This window comes from Herbaspirillum rubrisubalbicans (assembly GCF_003719195.1).
GTDB lineage: Bacteria > Pseudomonadota > Gammaproteobacteria > Burkholderiales > Burkholderiaceae_D > Herbaspirillum > Herbaspirillum rubrisubalbicans.
In genome coordinates this window covers 3,370,361-3,387,999 of the sequence record NZ_CP024996.1, presented here as the reverse complement: position 1 = coordinate 3,387,999, position 17,639 = coordinate 3,370,361, and the positions used below count along the sequence as shown (strand labels likewise).

Sequence of the window (17,639 nt, the reverse complement as noted above, 5' to 3'; positions counted from 1 at the left end):
TCACATTTAATCTGCGAGATGCGTTGCCCCCAGAAGGCGTGGTGGCAAGGCGCGCGTCAGGGCTGGTGGTGGTGCCACCAGCCCTGACGTGCAACGCGGCCAGCGCGCCTTCTGGGGGCAACCCTCCGGGAGAGGCCGGCAAGCGTCGCCTGCCGTTGTTGCAGCTCCTTGCCGTAGCACCGCTACGGCGCGTCGCCGCGCCTAGGCAGACAACGCTTGGCGACCTCTCGCACTCGCAGATTAAATGTGAACAGACCCTAACGCCAAAGGGCTGAGGTCATCGGCCTGCTGGCTTCAACCAGAGGAGACACGCATGACCATCATCCCACGGCGCGCGGCATTGGCCGCCTGCGTCTTTGCCACGCTGACCTTGCCGCTGGCGGCCAAGGTCGCGCTGGCCCAGTCCACCATCGTCATCAAGTTCAGCCACGTGGTGGCCAATGACACGCCCAAGGGCAAGGGCGCGGAACGCTTCAAGGAACTGGCCGAGAAAGCCACCAATGGCCGCGTCAAGGTCGAGGTCTATCCCAATAGCACGCTCTACAAGGACAAGGAAGAACTGGAAGCCCTGCAACTGGGTTCGGTGCAGATGCTGGCGCCTTCGCTGGCCAAGTTTGGACCGCTGGGGGCCAAGGAGTTCGAGGTGTTCGACCTGCCTTACATCTTCCCCAACAAGGCGGTCTTGAAGCGTGTCACCGAAGGGCCGATCGGGCAGGGCCTGTTTCAGCGCCTGGAAAGCCGGGGCATCAAGGGCCTGGCCTATTGGGATAACGGCATGAAGGTGATGACGGCCAACCGTCCCCTGCACCAGGTAGCCGACTTCCGGGCGTTGAAGATGCGCATCCAGTCTTCCAAGGTGCTGGACGAACAGTTCCGGGCGCTCAAGGCCAATCCGCAGGTGCTGGCGTTTTCCGAGGTGTACCAGGCGATGCAGACCGGGGTGGTCGATGGCAGCGAGAACACACCCTCCAATATCTATACGCAGAAGATGTATGAGGTGCAGTCCAACCTGACGGTGTCCGATCATGGGTATATCGGTTACGCGGTGATCGTCAACAAGAAGTTCTGGGATGCCTTGCCGGCAGATGTGCGCACGCAACTGGAAGGGGCGATGAAGGAAGCGACCATCTACGCCAACAACATCGCCCAGAAAGAAAACGACGATGCGCTGGCCGCCATCAAGGCCAGCGGCAAGACCAAGGTCTATACCTTGAGCGAAGAAGAGAAGACCCAATGGCGCCGCGCGCTGCTGCCGGTACACAAGTCCATGGCTACGCGCGTGGGGCCCGAATTGATCGAGGCGATCTATAAGGAAAGCGAGGCGGCCGGGGTCAAGATGAATTGAAGCGCTTGCCGCAATAGCCCGATACCACGGCCTGCGAGGATGCAGGCCGTTTTTTTAGGTGGGCTACCGAGGGCTGTAAAACTTACTTTTTCTTGCGTTCGACAATGTAATGCTCGGCCGCGGTAACGGCGTTCTGCAGGGCTTCCATCTTGGAATTGCCCGGCTTGAAATCACCGAACTCGTGGGTGGTGCGGTCCGGTAAGTCGATATGGACGAAGGCCGTCCATTTGCCGTCAGTACGCAATACCGGAGTCAGTTTGATGGTCGCGTCGAGATACTTGCACGCGATGGCGCCTAGGGTGGTGGACATCTTGCTTGGAAGCGGGGCGGCGGCAAGTTCTGCCATGACCGGGGCCCTGCTGTTTGGGTGGCGAATCAAGTGCGCAATGATGCCACAGCCTGAACGATCCTGCCGTGCAGGATGTCAGGGTTTTACCAGATTTTACGAGTCAATGGCTTGACGCAAGGCGTCGCCTGGAGGCAGTGCCTTGCTGGTCAAGCTTGTTTTGCTTGCTTTTTACCTAAGCAATAAGCGAGTCAATTGCCGCCCAGCAGCAAGTCCAGGTTCTGCACGGCTGCGCCCGAGGCGCCCTTGCCCAGGTTGTCGAATACCGCGCACAGCAGGATGTGGCCTTCAGTGGCATTGCCGAACACGCCCAGCGTCATGTCGTTGCTGCCGTTGTGGCGCGTCGGATCGAGCTGGGCCGTGGCAGCGCTTTGTTCGGCATCGAGCACGTGGACGTGGCGCGCCCCGGCGTAATGCGCCTGCAGCACAGCGCGCAGGCGCTCCAGGCTGGCCTGTGCCGGCAGCAGGCGTTGATGCAAGGCGATGGACAGTACGATGCCCTGGCCGAAGGCGCCATAGGATGGCACGAAGATGGGGCGCTGCGACAAGCCAGCGTGCAATTGCATTTCCGGCGGATGCTTGTGCGCCAGGCCCAGGCCATATGTCACGAAAGGTGCGGCGCTGGCGGCTTGCGGGCCTTCGTACTGTTCCACCTGGGCACGACCGCCACCCGAATAGCCGGAGACTGCATGGATGGCCAGCGCATAGTCGGTCGGCACCAGGCCGGCTTGCACCAGCGGACGCAACAGCGCAATGGCACCGGTCGGATAGCAGCCGGGATTGCTGATGCGCTGCGCGCTGGCGATGGCTTCGGCCTGGCCGGGCGCCATTTCGGGGAAGCCATACACCCAGCCTGGGCTGGTGCGATGGGCCGAGCTGGCATCGATGACACGGACCTTGGTATTTTCAATCAGCGCCGCCGCTTCGCGGGCGGCAGCGTCGGGCAGGCACAGCAGGGCGATATCGGCGCTATTGATGGCCTCGGCGCGGCGCCGCGCATCCTTGCGCTCGGCCGGCGGCAGGGTCAGCACGCGCAGGTCGGTGCGACCGCGCAGGCGTTCGTGGATCTGCAGACCGGTAGTGCCTTGGTCGCCGTCGATGAAGATGAGGGGAAGAGTGCTCACGCTGTGCTCCAGTGCAGGAAGGGTTGCGCCGATGAAAGCGGCGGGGGTGGCCAGTGAGTTGCATGGTGCGCCCAATCGTATAATTGGAAAAGTTGAATATGATAAAGAGATCGTTCAGCTTTTCTGAATCAACGTTCTTGTCCCCTGGAGTCTTGTCATGCGTGAATTGAGCCTGGACCGCTTGCGCACCCTGGTCGCCATCGCCGACCTGGGTTCCTTTGCCGCCGCCGCACGCGCCTTGCACTTGGCGCCGCCCACGGTGAGCCTGCACATCAGTGAACTGGAAGAGCGCATCGGCGCGCCGTTGCTGTTGCGCCAGCGCAGTCAGGTCCGGCCTTCGGGGATAGGAGCGACCTTGGTAGCACGCGCACGCCAGTTGCTGGCGGCGGCCGAACAGGCGCTGGAAGAAGTGGGACGGCAGGTGCAGGGCCTGGCTGGACGGGTGCGCCTGGGGGCGTCCACCGGGGCCATCGCCTATCTATTGCCGCAGGTGCTGGAGCGGCTGGGACAGAGCCATCCCGGCATCGATGTGCAGATCCACATCCTGACCTCGCAGGAAACTCTGTCGCAACTGGTCGAGGGCAGCCTGGACATCGGCCTGGTGGCCTTGCCGCAGTCGCCCGTGGGCGGCTTGACGGTGAAGCCCTGGCGGCGTGATCCGGTGATGGCTTTCGTACCGGCGGCGTGGCACGCACCGCGGGTGGTGACGCCGGCCTGGCTGGCGGCGCAGCCCTTGATCCTCAACGCCCCGGAAACCCGGCTCTCGCGCCTGAGTGCAGAATGGTTCGCCGCCGCCGGCGAACATCCGTTGCCGCGCATCCAACTCAATTTCAACGATGCCATCAAGAGCCTGGTGGCCGCCGGCTATGGCGCCACGCTCTTGCCGCACGAGGCCAGTGCCCAGGGCCGCACGGTGCCGCTGGATCCGCGCATCGTGATGCGGCCCTTGCGTCCGGCGCTGTGGCGTCCGCTGGGTATTGCGCATCGCGCCGCGCAATTGGAACCGGCTACCCTGCACGTATTGCAGGCGCTGTGGGAGCTCAAGCAGTTGAAGAAGATTAATTCACATACGCAGTGCTAGGGTCTGCGCATGACCCTGGCGTTGGCCGCTTCAGAGCATTTCGGGCTGGCGTAGGCGTTGTTGCACGCAGCGGGTGACCAGGTTCATGTAGTCGCTGGCGCGTGGCGGCTTGGCGGCGTACCAGATGCGGCAGTCCTGATCTTGCGCGAAGTCGGTCGACAGTGGCGCGGCGGTAAACAGCACCAGCGGGATCGATGACAATTGCTGGTAGACGCACAGGGTGCGCAACAATTCATATCCTTCGGTACCGCCAAAGCTGCGCGGATCCAGCAGGATCAGCGCCGGCAGGTCGCGCGAGTGGCACAGGGCTTGCGTCAGCAGCGAGGCATTGGCCAGTTCCGCATCGTCGAACCATTCGAACTGGCAGGGCAGGTGACTGCGCCAGAGCGCAAAGCGGGCCGCTTCGATGGCGTCCAGATCGGCGTCGACGAGCAGGATACGGGGCAGGTGATGGGTCAGGGACATGGCGGCCTCCTTGCTGTGATGCGTACATCTTAGGAGAGGCCGGCGGGGAGGGATATCAGGGGCTTCCTGATGAGTTGACCTTGCCTGGCGTCAATGGCGCCAGGCAAGACCGTGAGGGCGCTGGGTCAGGCGTTCTCGCCGCTGCCGGAGTTGCTGGCGGGGCTGGTGTTGTTCTCGAACTGCTTGGCATATTCGGCGCGGCGCGCCTGGTCGGATTCGATCAGCAGGCGGTAGCGGGTTTCCGAGACGCGCTGCTGCAGCACGGCGGCATAGCGTTCGCGTTGCAGCCATTCGATGATCAGCGAGGCGGTGGCGACGATGACGATATAGACCAGGATCATGAAGATGTCCTTGTCGTTGAGTCCATCCATCGCATAGAAGGGCTTGCGGAAGAAGAACATGGCCGTTGGAATACTGATGGCCAGCAGGCTCAGCGAATACACGTAGCCGAACAGATAGCTGATGACGATGCAATTGACCGCAAAAAACAGCATCGACAATGCTTCGTCGACGAACGGCGCCAGTGCGTAGCGCAGCCCGAAGGCGGCCACGAAGCCGAAGGCGCTCACGTACAGTGGTCGCAATCCCTGCGGGCGCCAGCTCTTGGCGTTCTTCAATCGGATCAGGCTCATGATGGCTTTGGAATGGTGGCGCGTCGTATCCATCTTGGTTCACATTACACGTGCGTGCAATGAGCTCATGTTAAGAATGCAGTCTGTCAATACGCTTACCGGCGCGAAAAAGCGACCGGGGCGTTGTTTCTATGCCTTAATCAGTGACGTCTATCCTTCAGCGGCGAGGAATGCCCCAGGTATTTGCGGGAGAGCTCGTTGCCATGGATCTCGATGCTGCGCTTGATGAACATCACGGTCTCGTTGGTGACGATCTCGCGTTCATTGTCCACCGTGATGATGTGATAACAGTCGCCCAGCCAGACCACCTTGCGCACTTCGGCATTGATGTGTTGCAGGATTACCTCGGCATTGCGCGGGGAGGCGGTTTCATCGTCGATGGAATGAATGATCAGGGTATCTGTGCGTACCAGCGGCAGCGACTGGCGCACGAAGGCGATCATGCGCAGCGCGGCGCGCAGGTGGCGGGCCGGGATGGCGGCGGCGCCGACGGCGGCTACGCCATCCTTTTCCAGCGCGGCGGCCACGCGGCGGCGCATCTCGAAGTTCTTGATGCCGTAAGGTTCGCTTTCCTTGTAGGACCAGTTGCGCACGCCCAGGTCGTAGACCACGGTCAACAGCTTCCAGTACCAGGGCACCGACCAGCCGTCATATTGCAGCACCGGCGAGAGCAGCACCACCGACAGCAATTCCTTGCTGCGTGCGGCCACCGCCAGGGCCAGCGTAGCCCCCATGGACAGGCCGCACAGCGAGACGGTGCGGAATTCTTCCTTCAGGCGGGCCACCCGGCTTTCGACCACGGCGCACCAGTCTTCCCAGCGGGGGGAGACGCGCGGATTGGTCAGAGCTGCCGAATAATTGTCGATGTTCAGGGGGATGACGGTGCAGCCGGCCTTCTTGAGCTGCTTGGGAATCGAGCCCATTTCCAGCTGCGAGCCGCACAGGCCGTGCAGCAGGATCACTGCATGATCCTTGTGGGGGCCGCCATGGCGGTCGTCGGCACGGGTCGTATCGACCTGGCCACTGGTGTCGGTGGATGACTGTGAGTCCATAAATCTTCAAACGCTTTCGCGCCGCATGGGCGCGGCCTGGCGAATCATTCGCCCCCGTTCAGTACGAGCTGGCGGGCCGACGCTTGGCGCGTTCTTTATCCCGACTGCCTATTCCGCTGCCGTCCAGGCGGATGACTTTGCGCGAAAGTCTAACTGCCCGGCAGGAATGTTGCCAGCGTTTATCAAAAATCCTTCCCAGGGATGCCGGCTGAGGGTGGCTTGGCATTCCGTTTGACGGGAATATCACCGGTGGATGACAGGATAACGTTGTTTGTACGCAATTGGTGTACATCACTTCATATCAAATCTTGCCGAGTGATGTTTTATGCAATACATCAAAAGTATCAAACTACCAAGAAAAAAGCCCTTCGAGGGGCTCGAAGGGCTTTGCAGGGCTTGCCAGTCAGCAGCGATCAACCGCGGCCTTCCAGATGACCGTTGACCACGCGCACCTGGTCACCCACGCGCCAGTTGTCGCCGCTTTGCGGGAAGCTGCGGGTCTTGCCGGTTTCCATGCGCACATCGACCACGTAGCTGGTGGTGGCGCGCACGTTCTTCTCGACTTCGTTACCAGCATAGCCGCCACCGACGGCGCCGGCGATGGTGGCCAGGGTGCGACCGGTGCCGCCGCCGATCTGGTTGCCCAGCAAGCCGCCGACCACGGCGCCACCAGCGATACCGACGCCGCTGGTGGGAGCGGTATGACGCACGGCACGCACGCCGATCACTTCACCGCAGCTGCTGCAGATGGCCGGAGCGCGTTGTGCCACCGGGGCTGCGGCTTGGGCCGGGTAGGCGCCTTGCTGCGGCTGGTAGGAGGTGGTCGGACGAGCTTGCGGCTGGGCCAGTTGTTGTTGGCTCATGGGCTGGCCGGGATTCTGGCCGGGTTGTTCCAGAGAGGCCAATTGCTGCGGCGAATTGGCGCTACGGGAAGTGGGCAGCAGGCCGGTCATGGCGGCCACGCCGATCAGGCTGACCAGGATCACGGCCACCGAGGCGCCGGCGACCAGGGGATGCAGGCGGCCGGAGGAGGGCTTGGCCACGGCGGTGTTGCTGCTCAGGTTTTGTGTGGTGTTGGTTTCCATGATGACCTCTCTAGTTGTTCTGTTGTGGTTGATAAGTGGATGACTGGATTATGGAGTGGTCATCGGCCAAAAAAAATCCCGATTCTGTGTCAGTTGTAAAAACTTGTAATGACGCAACAGGCGCCTCTGTGGCGGGTTTTCGGCTAAACAGCAGTGCTTGGAGATATGCGGCAGGCAAGCGCCAGCGGGGCGGAGAGGTTCTGCATCCCGGGCGGGATGCGGAGGAGGGCACGTCGATGGACGGCGGCAGGCAAGGCCGCCGCCCACTGCCGGATCAGTCTTCGCGGCGCAGGTGCGGGAACAGGATGACGTCGCGGATGTTGGGCGAGTCGGTGATGAGCATCATCAGGCGATCGATGCCGATGCCGCAGCCGCCGGCCGGGGGCATCCCATATTCCAGGGCGCGGATGTAGTCGGCGTCGTAGTACATGGCTTCTTCGTCACCGGCATCCTTGGCCGCTACCTGAGCGTGGAAGCGCGCGGCCTGGTCTTCGGCATCGTTCAATTCCGAGAAGCCGTTGGCGATCTCGCGGCCGGTAATGAAGAGTTCAAAGCGCTCGGTGATACCGGCCACCGTGTCGGAAGCACGCGCCAGCGGCGAGACTTCGACCGGGTAGTCGATGATGTAGGTCGGGTTCCACAGCTGCGATTCAGCAGTTTCTTCAAACAGCGCCAGTTGCAGTGCGCCGATGCCGGCACCGGCCAGCGGGGCCTGGTCGGTCTTGACGCCGAACTTCTTCAGTTCGGTGCGCAGGAAGTCGATGTCTGCCAGTTGCGCCTCGGTGTAGTCGGGGGCGTACTTCAGGATCGCGCCGGTGATGGTCAGGCGGTCGAAGGGCTTGGACAGGTCCAGCTCGCGACCCTGGTAGGTCAGCACGGCAGTGCCGTGGGCGTCGATGGCGGCCTGGCGGATCACCTGTTCGGTGAAGCCCATCAGCCATTGGTAATCCACGTAGGCGGCGTAGAACTCCATCATCGTGAATTCAGGATTGTGACGCGGCGAGACACCTTCGTTGCGGAAGTTGCGGTTCACCTCGAAGACGCGCTCGAAGCCGCCCACCACCAGGCGCTTCAGGTACAGCTCGGGAGCGATGCGCATGAACATCTGCATGTCCAGCGCGTTGTGGTGGGTGATGAAGGGCTTGGCCGCCGCGCCGCCCGGGATCGGGTGCAGCATCGGGGTTTCTACTTCCATGAAGCCGTTGGATTCCATGAAGCGGCGGATCGACGACATCGCGGCGGTACGCGCCTTGAAGGTGCGGCGGGTCTCTTCGCTCATGATCAGGTCGACATAGCGCTGGCGATACTTCATTTCCTGGTCGGCCAGGCCGTGGAACTTGTCCGGCAGCGGACGCAGCGACTTGGTGATCAGCTTCAGCTTGGTGACCTTGATCGACAGCTCGCCGGTCTTGGTTTTGAACAGCGTGCCTTCGGCACCCAGGATATCGCCCAGGTCATAGTGCTTGAAGGCGGCCATGGCGTCTTCGCCGGTCACGTCTTTGGTAACGTAGAGCTGGATGCGGCCATCGGCGCGTGCGCCCGAGGCATCCTGCAGGGTGGCGAAGGCCGCTTTGCCCATGACCCGCTTCAACATCATGCGGCCGGCGACGGTGACGGTGACCGGCTCGGCTTCCAGGGCTTCGTTCTCGAAGCCGTCGTATTGCGAATGCAAGTCGGAAGCCTTGTTGGCCGGACGGAAATCGTTGGGGAAGGCGATGCCCTGTTCGCGGATGGCCGCCAGCTTGGCGCGGCGCTCGGCGATGATGCTGTTCTCGTCGGCTGCCGGCTGGGCGGCGGGGGTGTTTTGCGTGGTCATGGTTGGAATTCTTGAAGGTTGAACGGTCAGTCCGGGAAAGCCCGGCCGCGCAGTGCTACGCGACCGGTCTGCATCAGACGCCCTGTTTCAGCGAGGCCGCGATGAAGTCGTCGATGTCGCCATCGAGCACGGCCTTGGTGTTGCCGGTTTCGAAGTTGGTGCGCAAGTCCTTGATGCGGGACTGGTCCAGCACGTAGGAGCGGATCTGGTGGCCCCAGCCGACGTCGGTCTTGGAGTCTTCCAGCTTCTGCTGCTCGCTCATGCGCTTGCGCAGTTCCAACTCGAACAGCTTGGCGCGCAGCATGTCCCAGGCTTCGGCCCGGTTGCGGTGCTGGCTGCGGTCGTTCTGGCATTGCACGACGATGCCCGAGGGCGCGTGGGTCAGACGCACGGCGGAGTCGGTCTTGTTGATGTGCTGACCACCGGCACCGGAGGCGCGGTAGGTGTCCACCCGCACGTCGGCCGGGTTGATCTCGATCTCGAAGGATTCATCCACTTCGGGGTAGACGAACAGGCTGGAGAAGGAGGTGTGGCGGCCATTGGACGAGTCGAAGGGCGACTTGCGCACCAGGCGGTGCACGCCGGTTTCGGTACGCAGGAAGCCATAGGCGTATTCGCCCTCGACCTTGATGGTGGCGGTCTTGATGCCGGCCACTTCACCGTCGGACTGTTCCAGAATCTCGGCCTTGAAGCCCTTGCGTTCGCAATAGCGCAGGTACTGGCGCAGCAGCATGGAAGCCCAGTCCTGGGCTTCGGTTCCGCCGGCACCGGCCTGGATGTCGATGAAGCAGTTGTTGGCGTCCATGGGGCCGCTGAACATGCGGCGGAACTCCATCTCTTCCACCATCTTCTTCAGGTTCTCGGCATCATCCTCGATGGCGACGATGGTGTCCTCGTCCTTTTCCTCGCGCGCCATCTCGAAGAGGTCGCGGGCATCGGTGAGTTCGCTATCGATCTTGATGAGGGTGTGGACGATCGCTTCCAGCGATTTCTTTTCCTTGCCGAGGTCCTGGGCTCGCTTCTGGTCGTTCCAGACGTTGGGGTCTTCCAGTTCGGCGTTGACTTGTTCGAGTTTCTCCGACTTCACATCGAAGTCAAAGATACCTCCGAAGCTCGGTGGCGCGGGTGGCCAGGTCGTCGAGCAGGGATTGGAGGGAATTGAGGCGTTCTGCTTCCATGATGGTTTCTTTTGCGATCAAACCTTGAATTATACAAGAGGAGGAGGGCAGTTTCACCCGTCACGCGCCTGTCATTTTCCCTCGTTACCATCGGCGCGCTTGTTTGACTGACAAAATCCTGACGGCAGCGCCCGGCGTTGCCCGACACCTGCTATCTGCTAGCCAATACGGAGAACCTTCGATGAGACAGCCTGCCCCCACCGCCCACCCATCCACCGCCGATCAGCCGCAAGCTGCTCGCCGTGGCCTGCTCAAGGCACTCGCCGCCGCACCGCTGCTGCCGCTGACCGGTGGCCTGTCGGCCTCGGCCCTGCTGGCCGGCTGCGCCACTGCAGGGGCGGGCAAGCCCTTCGCCTCGGCACGTTTCACCGGAATGCCGGCGCCGACCCTGGCCAATCCGGCCGCCATGGCCAGCACCACCGTCGGCTCGGCCCTGGAAGTCAGCTTTGCCGATGGCAGCAAGCAAAGCTACAAGTTGGCCTACCAACCCTTCTTCATGACCGGTGACATGGTGCCGGATGGCAAGGGCGGTACCATCCTGGCAGGCGGCTATCTGGACATCCACAACCAGCCCATCATCGACCGCTCGGTTGCGGGCCGGGAGCGCCAGTTCTATTCCGATTGCCCGGACGGCTCCTCGCTGCTGACCCTGCAAAATGCCAAGGTCCCCGGCGTGAAGGGCAATGCGGTATTTGCTGTGGTGCAATTCGAATACACCACCCGCGACCAGAAGCAAGCCGCCATGTATGGCCAACTGCCGTCGCCCATCGCCGTGCTGACGCTGGATCAGGACCCTTCCTCGGGCAAGCTTTCCCTGGTGCAATACCACAATGTCGATACCTCCCAGGTCAACGGCCTGTGGATCACCTGCGGCGCCAGCCTGTCGCCCTGGAATACTCACTTGTCGTCCGAAGAATATGAACCGGACGCATCGGCCATCGCCGCCAACCCGCAATTCAAGGCGTTCAGCAAGAACCTGTATGGCGATGAGAACCGCGCCAATCCCTACCACTACGGGCACCTGCCGGAAGTGACGGTCAACCCGGACGGCACCGGTTCCATCAAGAAGCACTATTGCCTGGGCCGCATCTCGCACGAACTGGTGCAGGTCATGCCCGACCAGCGCACCGTGCTCATGGGCGACGACGCCACCAATGGCGGGCTGTTCATGTTCATCGCCGACCGCGCCGCCGACCTGTCGGCAGGCACGCTCTACGTGGCGCGCTGGGAGCAGGTCTCCGGCGTCGGTCCGGGCGCCGGCAAGCTGTCCTGGGTGCGCCTGGGCAGCGCCACCAGCGCCGAAGTCAAAGCCATGGCGGAGCGCTACAAGGCGTCCGATATCATGGATATCCGCACCACCGATCCGGCCGATGGCTCCTTCTCCAAGATCCCCTTCAATGGCAAGTTCAACTGGGTGCGCGTCAAGCCGGGAATGCAGAAGGCGGCCGCCTTCCTGGAAACCCACCGCTATGCGGCCCTGGCCGGTGGCAGCCTGGGCTTCACCAAGATGGAAGGCACCACCGTCAATGCGCGCGACAAGATCGCCTATTCGGCCATGTCCTACATCCAGACCTCGATGCTCAATGGCTCCGGCCACATCAAGGTTGAAGGCCCCAAGGCTGGTGCCGTGTATGCCCTGAACCTGCGTGGCGGCCAGCGCGATGCCGGTGGCAACGCCATCGACAGTGAATGGGTGGCCATCGACATGGCGCCGCCCGCCGCCCTGGTCGGCGTCGACCTGAAGACCCCGGATGCCCTGGGCAACCTGGCCGACCAGGAACACATCGCCAACCCGGACAACATCAAGTTCTCCGAAAAGCTGCGCACCTTGTTCATCGGTGAAGACAGCGGTATGCACGTCAACAACTTCCTGTGGGCCTACAACGTCGATACCAAGGCGCTCACCCGGGTGTTGTCCTGCCCGGCCGGGGCCGAGTCCACCGGTCTTCATGCAGTCGATGAAATCAATGGCTGGACCTACGTGATGAGCAATTTCCAGCACGCCGGCGATTGGGAGAAGGGTTTGCATGACAAGGTCAAGGACACGCTCGATCCGCTGGTGCGTGCCAACTACAAGGATCGCTTCGGCGCCACCGTGGGCTACCTGACCGGCCTGCCGCACACTGGCAAGGCATAAGCCTGGTCCCAGGCGGGCGGCAACGGAACGCATTCTGCTAGGAGCAGTCCTACCAGCTTGTTTTCGTCCTGCCCGCCGATGACCAGAAAGCTGTTTCCCCTCCTGCCGTTCACTTTGCTGTGCACCGTCTTCCTGGCTGGCTGCGCCTCCACTCCTGCGCCGCATGGCGAGGTAAAAGGAGCCGAAGCCAGTTCCCGCGAGATGGGCCAGTCCGACAGCAATCGCGTGGCCACGCTGGCCATGCGGGCTAATCTGGATAGCCTTTATCTGTTGATGTCCAAGCTGTATCGGCGCAATCCGGCCGAATGGAAAAAGACTGCCGCCAGCCGCGAAGAGGCCGAAAAGAAGGTGCGCCAGGCCATCGAGCAGCGCCAGGCCTGGCCCGAGCTGCAAGGCAAGCGCGATATCCAGGCCATGACGCTGGCCTTGTCGGCCGATTTCAAGGGAGATCGGGTCGCAGCCTTCATTGATGCCACCGCCGATATGATCATTGTCGCCCACGGCAACAAGATCGAATTCTTCCTGGTCGATGGGCTCGATGCCCAGCATCTCTACAATGCCGCGCGCAATGTGGAAATCGCCGCCTGGGTGCTGGCCAGTCGCCGTAGCGCAGCCGGCGTGCCGCTGCTGCTGTCCGACGAAATCGGCAGCGAAGCGCGCAACCTCAGTTTTGAGCGTGAATTCGGCAAGATCGTGGGGCGCCTGGATCTGCTGGCCGAATTCATGACCGAGCGTTATCGCCGGGCTGGCATCAGCTATGTGCAGAACCTCTTGGGTGGCTCATTCCTGCAGTTCCTGCCGGTGCGCTGACGCGTTGGCCGAGCTGGTTGGGCGTGCCGGAGCGATCACGTAGCCGCCGCGCCCATTGCCCTTGGCAGCATACATGGCCTGGTCGGCAGCCTGCAGCAGGCTGTCGGCGTCGCAACTGCCATCACATACCGCAATGCCCACCGAGACCCCCAACTGGTATTCGCCCTGGGCCAGGTGCAGCGGTTCGGAGACCACCTTGATGCATTTCTCGGCCAGCACCTGGGCGCCATGCTCGTAGGGCTGGCCGAGGTCGGTGATGAGCAGCACGAATTCGTCGCCGCCGACCCGTGCCAGCGTATCGCCGTGGCGTGCCACCTGGCGCAGACGTCGCGTCACTTCCTGCAGCACCAGATCGCCAGCCTTGTGGCCCAAGGTGTCGTTGATGGGTTTGAAGCCATCCAGGTCCAGGAACAGCAGCGCTACCCCGGTGCGGGCGCGGCAAGCGTGCGTGAGCGCGGCTTCCATGCGTTCGGCCAGCATCATGCGGTTGGGCAGGCCGGTCAGTACGTCGTGGTGGGCCTGGTGCTGCAATTCGGCCTGGTGCAGTTTGAGTCGCGAGAGCAAACCGTTGAAGGCCAGGGTCAGGTGCCCGACTTCGTCACGCCGCACTACCGGCAGCGGCGAGAGTGGCAATTCGCCGCGGGTCATGCGATCAGCCAGGGCGGCGGCACGCCGCAGCGGGCGGAAGAACCAGACATAGGCCAGCCACAGGAACAGCACCACCGCTACGCCCTGGATGATGCCCCCACGCCCGATCAGGGCGCGCGTGTGCTCCACCGTCGGTAGCGCCGCCGCCAGCGGCAGCGTGACCGCCACCAGCCAGTCGGTGCCGGGGACCGAAGCAAAGGCCTGGATCTCGTTGATGCCATTGGCCGCCAAGCCCACGCCATTGCCGCGGAAGCCTTGCAGGGCCTGGTCCATCAACGGGTCTTGCCCGGTGGGCGGCAGTTGGGTGTAGAGCAGGGCGGCATCGCTGGCGGCGATGATCGTTCTCTGGGAAGGTGAAATCAGCAGGAAACTGCCGCTGCTGCCGCTGGGGCCCAGCCGGGCGCGTTGCAGGTGATCGAGAAAGCCTGGAGCATTCAGTTCGGTACTGCCGCCCAGCACGCCCACCACCTTGCCGTTGGCATCGCGCAGTGGGGTCAGCATGGCGATGATGGGCTTGCCGCTGGCCGGGCTGGTCAGCGGCGGACAGATCACGGTGGCGCCTTGCAAGACCCGTTCATAGTCGCCGTAGCGGGTCAGCGAGAGCGTGCGCCGGCCATTGAGGGCTGGGTAGTCGACCACGATGACGCCATTGCCATCGGCTACGAACAGTCCCTGGCCGAACAGGGGTTGCAATAGCTGATGGTCCTGCAGCCAGTGTTGCAGCTGGGCGTGATCAGCCAGCACGGCGGGGGTAATGTGTCGCGCCAGGCCTTCCAGGTAGCGTACCCGCTCCTGCACGCGATAGCCGATGTCATCGGCCAGGTAGCTGGCGATGGTGCTTTGCTGGTCGGCCGCGACCTGGGCTTGCTCCTTTTCCAGGAAGCCGATCAGGATGTAATAGCGCATGACGGCACTGCCCACGATCAGCAGGATGCCGAACAGGACCAGGCGGGTCGCCAGGCTGCAATGGATGCGCTTGATGTTCATCGGGAATTTGATCTTGTTGTTCTTGCCTGGAGCGTCTTAGCTGTCCACTCTTCCGCTGTCATTGCCGGAAGTCGCTCCAAAACAACATTGTGCCACTGCAACGCCGCAATGTTGGTCTTTTTTTGTATTTGTTGTCGGGCTGCGGTCCCGCGCCAACCTTGGGTTTGCGGCGCGGGAAAGTCATTTTTTGTGAGTATGTCGTCAGTGCTAGGCCGGTTCGGCGTGCTCCACCATCAATTGCACCGTGGTCTTGCCGTTGTACTCGTTGGCATCGAGCCGGAAGGCGACCTGGGCGTGGTCGGGCAGGGCATCGGTGTGGCCGAACCAGATGGCGTCGTATTTGCGACCGCCTTTTTCCAGTTGCAGCTTGAGATGCTTGTCCTTGAGGATGCGCTGGTTGAGCACCCGGAAATGGTCGCAGAACACCGGTGGCGCAAAGCCCTGGCCCCATACCTGCTGGTCCATCAGGCCGATGAATTCCACTGAATAGTAGGCATCCTCCAGCGCGCCGTCGGTTTCGATGACGCGCTCCAGCTGGTTTTGCGTGAGCCAGTCGCGGCCCACCGCTTCGAATGCCTGGGAAAAGGCGTCGAAGGCTTCGGCATGGATGGTCAGGCCGGCCGCCATGGCGTGGCCGCCAAACTTGGTCATGACCGAGGGCGCGTGCTTGGACACCAGATCCAGCGCATCGCGCAGGTGGAAGCCGGCAATCGAGCGACCGGAACCTTTGATGAAACCTTCGTCACCGGGGGCGAAGGTGATGGTGGGGCGGTAGAACTTGTCCTTCAGGCGCGAAGCCACGATGCCGATCACACCCTGGTGCCAGGAGGGATCGAACACCGCGATGGTGCGGCGGTCGGCTGGATTGTAGTCGTCCAGCAGCAGCAGCGCGGTATCTTGCATTCCGGCTTCGATGTCGCGCCGTTCGCGGTTGATGGCATCGAGTTGCTGGGCGATGGCCCAGGCGCGGCCTTCGTCGTCGGTGGTCAGGCATTCGATGCCCAGCGACATGTCGGCCAGGCGCCCAGCCGCATTGAGGCGCGGGCCGACTGCAAAACCCAGGTCGAAGGGCGTGGCGCGACGGGCTTCGCGACCCGCGGCGCGAAACAGGGCGGCAATGCCGGGATGCATCTTGCCGCTGCGCATCCGTTTCAAGCCTTGTGCCACCAGGATGCGGTTGTTGGCGTCCAGTTTCACCACGTCGGCCACCGTGCCCAACGCCACCAGGTCCAGCAGGCTATCCAGGCGCGGCTGGGTCTGGGCATCGAAGAGGCCGCGCTTGCGCATTTCGGCGCGCAGCGCCAGCAGCACGTAGAACATCACCCCCACGCCCGCCAGGTTCTTGCTGGGGAAACCGCACTGCGGCTGGTTGGGGTTGACGATCACACGCGCCTGCGGCAGGGTGTCGCCGGGCAGGTGGTGGTCGGTTACCACCACGTCGATGCCGCGTCGCTTGGCTTCGGCCACGCCGTCGATGCTGGCGATGCCGTTGTCGACCGTGACGATGATGTCGGGTTGCTTCTCGCGCACGGTCAGTTCGACGATCTCGGGCGTCAAGCCATAGCCGTACTCGAAGCGGTTGGGCACGATGTAATCGACCTGCGCCCCCAGCAGGCGCAGGCCGCGCAGGCCCACCGCACAGGCAGTGGCGCCGTCGCAGTCGTAGTCGGCCACGATCACCAGTTTCTTGTTCGCGGCAATTGCGTCGGCCAGATAACTGGCCGCGGCTTCGATGTGCAACAGGCCGGAAGGGGCAAAGAGGGCATTGAGTTCGCTGGCCAGTTCGCGCGCCGTGGACAGGCCGCGCGCGGCATAGACGCGCGCCAGCACCGGGTGTACGCCTTCTGCGATGAGCTGCTCGGCCTGGCCGATATCATAGGGGCGGGTGGTTACACGGATCATGCTGATAGCCCCGAAAGTGAAGGTTTGCGCCAGAAGCGTCGCAGCGCTGGGCGCGTGACGGCCACCTCCACGCTGCGATCGGCGCCGGTCAGCACCAGCTTCAGCGAGGCCAGCGTGCCGGTGCGCAGCGACACCAGCAAGAGTGCCAGCCAGTCGCGGTCCAGGTGTTCCAGATGCTGCAACCACAGGCCCCATTCCTCGGCCAGCGCCGCTTCGGCCAGGGCGTCGAGCACCAGCAGGCGCGGGCCGCTGCCCTTGGCGACTTCGGCCGCACCGGTCTGACCGCTGTCGGCACCGAAGGCGCGCAGCCAACCGCGCAGGCCGAAGCTTTGGGTGTAGTGCGCCTGGGCGCTGATGCCGGCGTTGGCGCCGCCCCAGATCCAGATCGAATTGATGGCCTTCTGGCCGCGCATTTCACGCTGTTCGTTGAGCGACTCGGCGAACCACTGCATCTGCACTTCGTTTTGCAGCTTGCGCCAGGCCAGTTCGCCCGGACCTTCCGGCATCCAGATGTCGATATTGCGCCCGCTGGCCGCCGACGGCGTGGAGGTGCGCAGCCCGGCCCAGGCGTCGGCCCGGATGAACCAGGTGCGCTCGTCGCCATACACCAGTTCGTGGCCGATCTCGGTAAACAGCGGCAGGGCGGCGGCGAACAGGCGGCGCGATTCTTCCTCTTGCAGTTGTAACTGGCCGATGTCGGTCAGGACCAGGTGGTCGCGCGCCACGTGGATATGGGCCGGGTGCAGCACGAACCAGTGGCCAGCCTGGGGTGCATGGCCCAGGCTCTGCATCAGCGCGCTGGCGGCGGCTGGACTGGAGTCCTGGGCGCCGGGCGGCAGGCCGAAGCGTTGTGCCAGCCAGTGTTCATGCGGCAGGGCGCGGGAAAACGGGTCATGTGCCAGGCGCGGCGCCGCCTTGCCACGCCCCAGCAGCATCGCCAGCGCCGGCGCATGGCTCTGGCGCAACAGATCGCGCGCCAGCTCGGCGGGGGGCAGGGCGAAGGGGATGAGGATATCGAGTTGATTCATGGG

Annotated in this window: 15 protein-coding genes; 4 read left to right on the top strand and 11 right to left on the bottom strand. The window is 63.1% G+C overall.

Annotated features, from left to right (window positions below; all coding sequences use genetic code 11):
- Positions 1 to 313: 313 nt before the first annotated feature.
- Positions 314 to 1,345 carry a TRAP transporter substrate-binding protein gene (locus tag RC54_RS15155; RefSeq protein ID WP_058895933.1) on the top strand — a complete coding sequence of 344 codons (1,032 nt, stop codon included), beginning with the start codon at positions 314 to 316 and terminating at the stop codon, positions 1,343 to 1,345.
- Between the two features lie 82 nt (positions 1,346 to 1,427).
- On the opposite strand, the gene RC54_RS15150 is transcribed toward RC54_RS15155, so the two are convergent.
- Together RC54_RS15150 and argC are read right to left on the bottom strand one after the other, a co-directional pair.
- Entirely contained in the window at positions 1,428 to 1,691 is a 264-nt protein-coding gene (locus RC54_RS15150) for a hypothetical protein (protein ID WP_044529125.1), read from the bottom strand.
- Positions 1,692 to 1,882: 191 nt separating this feature from the next.
- Positions 1,883 to 2,815: an N-acetyl-gamma-glutamyl-phosphate reductase gene (argC, locus tag RC54_RS15145; RefSeq protein WP_061789738.1), complete on the bottom strand. Its 933-nt coding sequence runs from the start codon at positions 2,813 to 2,815 to the stop codon at positions 1,883 to 1,885.
- Between the two features lie 157 nt (positions 2,816 to 2,972).
- Between argC and RC54_RS15140 the strand changes: the two genes are divergently transcribed.
- Entirely contained in the window at positions 2,973 to 3,896 is a 924-nt protein-coding gene (locus RC54_RS15140; RefSeq protein ID WP_058895931.1) for a LysR substrate-binding domain-containing protein, read from the top strand.
- 30 nt (positions 3,897 to 3,926) lie between these two features.
- Here the strand turns inward: RC54_RS15140 and RC54_RS15135 are convergent, their stop codons facing one another.
- The 6 genes from RC54_RS15135 to prfB all read right to left on the bottom strand — a co-directional run bounded on the left by RC54_RS15135 (position 3,927) and on the right by prfB (position 10,124).
- Positions 3,927 to 4,361, bottom strand: a complete 435-nt coding sequence (locus tag RC54_RS15135; protein WP_058895930.1) for a response regulator — start codon at positions 4,359 to 4,361, stop codon at positions 3,927 to 3,929.
- A 125-nt stretch (positions 4,362 to 4,486) separates the two neighbouring features.
- Positions 4,487 to 5,026: a DUF4118 domain-containing protein gene (locus tag RC54_RS15130; RefSeq protein ID WP_058895929.1), complete on the bottom strand. Its 540-nt coding sequence runs from the start codon at positions 5,024 to 5,026 to the stop codon at positions 4,487 to 4,489.
- 107 nt (positions 5,027 to 5,133) lie between these two features.
- Positions 5,134 to 6,045 (bottom strand): alpha/beta hydrolase, encoded by a 912-nt coding sequence (locus RC54_RS15125; protein ID WP_058895928.1) that lies wholly within the window; start codon positions 6,043 to 6,045, stop codon positions 5,134 to 5,136.
- A 413-nt stretch (positions 6,046 to 6,458) separates the two neighbouring features.
- Positions 6,459 to 7,130, bottom strand: a complete 672-nt coding sequence (locus tag RC54_RS15120; RefSeq protein ID WP_058895927.1) for a glycine zipper 2TM domain-containing protein — start codon at positions 7,128 to 7,130, stop codon at positions 6,459 to 6,461.
- A gap of 274 nt (positions 7,131 to 7,404) precedes the next feature.
- A complete protein-coding gene (gene lysS / locus RC54_RS15115) occupies positions 7,405 to 8,946 on the bottom strand; it encodes a lysine--tRNA ligase (RefSeq protein WP_061789739.1) in 1,542 nt (513 codons plus the stop codon).
- Between the two features lie 73 nt (positions 8,947 to 9,019).
- Positions 9,020 to 10,124, bottom strand: a protein-coding gene (gene prfB / locus RC54_RS15110) for a peptide chain release factor 2 (protein ID WP_123020458.1) whose coding sequence is annotated in 2 segments (ribosomal slippage) — positions 9,020 to 10,042 and positions 10,044 to 10,124 — 1,104 coding nt in all. Because the reading frame shifts where the segments join, the coding sequence is not laid out codon by codon here.
- Between the two features lie 181 nt (positions 10,125 to 10,305).
- Here prfB and RC54_RS15105 point away from each other — a divergent pair.
- Both RC54_RS15105 and RC54_RS15100 read left to right on the top strand, forming a co-directional pair.
- Positions 10,306 to 12,261, top strand: coding sequence for a PhoX family protein (locus tag RC54_RS15105; protein ID WP_058895925.1), 1,956 nt, complete (start codon positions 10,306 to 10,308; stop codon positions 12,259 to 12,261).
- 78 nt (positions 12,262 to 12,339) lie between these two features.
- Positions 12,340 to 13,071 carry a hypothetical protein gene (locus RC54_RS15100; protein ID WP_058895924.1) on the top strand — a complete coding sequence of 244 codons (732 nt, stop codon included), beginning with the start codon at positions 12,340 to 12,342 and terminating at the stop codon, positions 13,069 to 13,071.
- On the opposite strand, the gene RC54_RS15095 is transcribed toward RC54_RS15100, so the two are convergent.
- From RC54_RS15095 to RC54_RS15085, 3 genes are all read right to left on the bottom strand, one after another.
- Positions 13,042 to 14,706 carry a diguanylate cyclase domain-containing protein gene (locus RC54_RS15095; protein ID WP_269465385.1) on the bottom strand — a complete coding sequence of 555 codons (1,665 nt, stop codon included), beginning with the start codon at positions 14,704 to 14,706 and terminating at the stop codon, positions 13,042 to 13,044. The genes RC54_RS15100 and RC54_RS15095 overlap by 30 nt on opposite strands.
- 207 nt (positions 14,707 to 14,913) lie before the next feature.
- The gene (recJ, locus tag RC54_RS15090) at positions 14,914 to 16,608 is read right to left on the bottom strand and encodes a single-stranded-DNA-specific exonuclease RecJ (protein ID WP_058895923.1); all 1,695 of its coding nucleotides are present in this window, start codon (positions 16,606 to 16,608) and stop codon (positions 14,914 to 14,916) included.
- Positions 16,605 to 17,636: a hypothetical protein gene (locus tag RC54_RS15085; RefSeq protein ID WP_061789741.1), complete on the bottom strand. Its 1,032-nt coding sequence runs from the start codon at positions 17,634 to 17,636 to the stop codon at positions 16,605 to 16,607. Before RC54_RS15085 ends, recJ begins: the two co-directional genes overlap by 4 nt.
- Positions 17,637 to 17,639 lie beyond the last annotated feature (3 nt).

Coding starts and splice junctions, on each gene's coding strand:
- RC54_RS15155 (WP_058895933.1), top strand. CDS start 314: ATGACCATCATCCCACGGCGCGCGGCATTGGCCGCCTGCGTCTTTGCC.
- RC54_RS15150 (WP_044529125.1), bottom strand. CDS start 1,691: ATGGCAGAACTTGCCGCCGCCCCGCTTCCAAGCAAGATGTCCACCACC.
- RC54_RS15140 (WP_058895931.1), top strand. CDS start 2,973: ATGCGTGAATTGAGCCTGGACCGCTTGCGCACCCTGGTCGCCATCGCC.
- RC54_RS15135 (WP_058895930.1), bottom strand. CDS start 4,361: ATGTCCCTGACCCATCACCTGCCCCGTATCCTGCTCGTCGACGCCGAT.
- RC54_RS15130 (WP_058895929.1), bottom strand. CDS start 5,026: ATGGATACGACGCGCCACCATTCCAAAGCCATCATGAGCCTGATCCGA.
- RC54_RS15125 (WP_058895928.1), bottom strand. CDS start 6,045: ATGGACTCACAGTCATCCACCGACACCAGTGGCCAGGTCGATACGACC.
- RC54_RS15120 (WP_058895927.1), bottom strand. CDS start 7,130: ATGGAAACCAACACCACACAAAACCTGAGCAGCAACACCGCCGTGGCC.
- lysS (WP_061789739.1), bottom strand. CDS start 8,946: ATGACCACGCAAAACACCCCCGCCGCCCAGCCGGCAGCCGACGAGAAC.
- RC54_RS15105 (WP_058895925.1), top strand. CDS start 10,306: ATGAGACAGCCTGCCCCCACCGCCCACCCATCCACCGCCGATCAGCCG.
- RC54_RS15100 (WP_058895924.1), top strand. CDS start 12,340: ATGACCAGAAAGCTGTTTCCCCTCCTGCCGTTCACTTTGCTGTGCACC.
- RC54_RS15095 (WP_269465385.1), bottom strand. CDS start 14,706: ATGAACATCAAGCGCATCCATTGCAGCCTGGCGACCCGCCTGGTCCTG.
- recJ (WP_058895923.1), bottom strand. CDS start 16,608: ATGATCCGTGTAACCACCCGCCCCTATGATATCGGCCAGGCCGAGCAG.
- RC54_RS15085 (WP_061789741.1), bottom strand. CDS start 17,636: ATGAATCAACTCGATATCCTCATCCCCTTCGCCCTGCCCCCCGCCGAG.